Source organism: Actinosynnema sp. NPDC004786 (assembly GCF_053601135.1).
This window is the reverse complement of record NZ_JBSGBG010000109.1, coordinates 1-2,642: the sequence shown is the minus strand read 5'-3', so window position 1 is coordinate 2,642 and position 2,642 is coordinate 1. Positions and strand designations below refer to the sequence as shown.

Sequence of the window (2,642 nt, the reverse complement as noted above, 5' to 3'; positions counted from 1 at the left end):
GGCCGAGATTGTTGAGAGCAATGGCCTGACCGCGCCGATCGCCCAGGTCCGTGAACAGATCCAGAGCACGGGTCGACGTCGCCTCCGCCACCCCGAGCTCGCCCCGCGCGCGTTGAACGGTGCCGAGATTGTTAAGGGCGTTGGCCTGGCCAAGCCGGTCACCGGTATGGGTGGCGGCGTGTAGGGCGGTCTGGTGGAGGGTGTGGGCTTGTTCCCAGTGGCCGTGGGCGAAGAGGAAGGCGTCGAGGGTGGTGGCGAGGTTGATGGCGTGGGTGTGGTGGGTGTGGTGGGCGGCGTGGTGGATGGTGGCGGCGAGGGTGGGCAGTTCGGTGGTGAGCCAGGTTCGTGCCTGTTCGGCGTCGGTGATCGGGTAGGGGTGTCTGGGTGCAGTCGGGGTGATCGGGGTGACGGGTGTGCGGTAGGTGGGGAGGTGTTGGGCGGCGGTGTGGGCGGTGTGCAGGTAGTGGTCCAGAACGCGGGTGGTGGCGTCCTGGCGGTGTCGACGGTCGAGGTCGGCGGCGTGGTTGTGGGCGTAGACGCGCAGCAGGTCGTGGAGTCGGTAGCGGCCGGGGCTGGTTTCCTGGAGCAGGTGTGCGGTATGCAGGGCTTCGAGGCGGTGGCGGGCCTGGTCGGGTGTGGTGTCGTGCAGTGCGGCGGCGGCGTGGATGTCGATGTCGGGTCCGTTGTGGACGCCCAAGAGGCGGAACAGCTCCCGCTGGTCGTCGGGCAGGTCGCGGTAGGAGGTGTCGAACGCGGCGCGCACGGACCGGTCGCCGGAGTGCAGGTCGGCCAACCGGTCCTGGGTGTGGGCAAGCCGATCGGCGGTGTGGCGTGCGGTGTGGGTGCGGTGGCTGCGTAGCTGTCCCGCGATCAGCGCGATGGCCAGGGGCAGGTGTCCGCACAGCTCGACCAGTCGGCGCAGCTCGACGGGATCCTCGTCGTCAGCGCGGCGGCCAGCCAGCGCGAGCAGCATCCGCACGGCGTCGTCGGAGGGCAGGGTATCCAGGGTGAGCGGCCGGACGCCGTCGAGGGCGGCCAGCCGGGTGCGGCTGGTGATCAGGACCAGGCTGCCCGGTGTGCCGGGCAGCAGGGGCCGGACCTGGTCGTGGGTGGCGGCGTCGTCGAGAACCAGTAGGATCCTCTTCCCCGCGACGCGGGTACGCCACAGGCTGGCCCGGTCGTCGAGGTCGCGCGGGATGACTTTCGGGTCGATGCCGGTGGCCGTCAACAACGAGTCGAGCGCGTCGAGCGGGGTGCGGGGCTCGCGGACGGGGTCGTGGCCGTGCAGGTCGAGGAACAGGCGGCCGTCGGGGAAGCGGTGGGCGACCCGGTGTGCGGCGTGGACGCTGAACGCGGTCTTGCCCACTCCGGGCATCCCGTCCACGGCGTGGATCGCGATCGCCCGCGTGCGGCCGTCGGCTGCGGCCTCGACCGCATCGAGCAGGACCCGCAGCTCATCGTCGCGGCCGGTGAAGTCGGGGATGTCCCGGCGCAGGCTGAACATCGCCGACGGCGACCCGGACAGGTCCGGGACCGACTCGGCGGGCGGCGGGCCGGCGATCAGGCCGTGCAGCCGGGCCACGGCCCGGTCAGACAGGCCGATGTCGTGGATTTCGCGCATCCGCCGTTCCATGCCGGTGGCCCACGCGTGGATCTCGGTGTGACGGCCCGTGCGGGCGAAGGCTTCCGCGCCCAGCATCACCAGCCGCTCGTCCGGTGTCGTCCGCTGGTCCAGCCACGGCAGAATCCGCAGCATCTCGTCATGATCGTCCGCCTGCAGGTAGGCGGTGAGCAGGGTTTCCAGGGCGCCGCGGTATTCGATGTCGAGGTGCTGGCGGCGGAGGTCGGCCCAGTGACTCTCCAGACCGGACAGTGCCGGTCCGCGCCACAGGTCCAGCGCGCGCCGCAGCCGCTCGTGGTCGGCGTGGTCGCGGGCGGCCCGGGTCTCGGCGGCGAACCGGTGATAGTCGACCAAGTCCGGGTCCACGTCGAGCACGTAGCCGCGGGCGGCGCGATCCGCGCGCAGGCAGTCCTTCGGCGCGCCCGCCGCGATCAGGGCGGTCCGCACGTGGCTGACATAGGTGGGGAGCGTGTCCTGCTTGCGGTCGCGCGCCTCGTTGTCGTCCCAGATGCGTTCGGCCAGGGTCGTCTTCGTGACCGGTCGGCCCAGGTCGAGCGCGAGAACGGCCAGCAGGCACCGTTCACCGCGCCTGGACAGGTGGAACACGCGCTCGTGATTACCGATCTCGACGCTGCCCAGTAGTCGGATCTCCACCCCTGGCCCCCTGTAGGCGCTGTCGGGACGCAGTGTGCCGACATATCCGCGTCCGAGAGGCCCACGGCGTGCTCATCCATACGGCCGAACCATCGGTACACCCGACAGGTTGTCGCCGTGCTAACGGCGTGTGAGTTCGGCATGGGAGGCGTTACGCCTGCCGTGTGACGTCCCACTCAATCGGCCTACCGGACAACGCTTTCACCCGATCGGCGGACACGGTGTCGGACCGTTGTCCGGGTTTTCGTCCCGGTTCCTGTCCGGTCCCGCCAGAGATGCTTGCCCCGTCCTCCCGACCCGTGGGGGGACGGAACGGAGGCGAACCGCGATGAGCGCCAACGGCCACCACCCGCCAGCCCCTGACGAC

General features: G+C 70.7%; 1 protein-coding gene. It reads right to left on the bottom strand.

The window, feature by feature from the left end; genetic code table 11:
* Positions 1–2,275: AfsR/SARP family transcriptional regulator (locus tag ACWEFJ_RS39160; protein WP_449716910.1), on the bottom strand; the 2,275-nt coding region annotated here is incomplete at its 3' end.
* Positions 2,276–2,642: the final 367 nt, after the last annotated feature.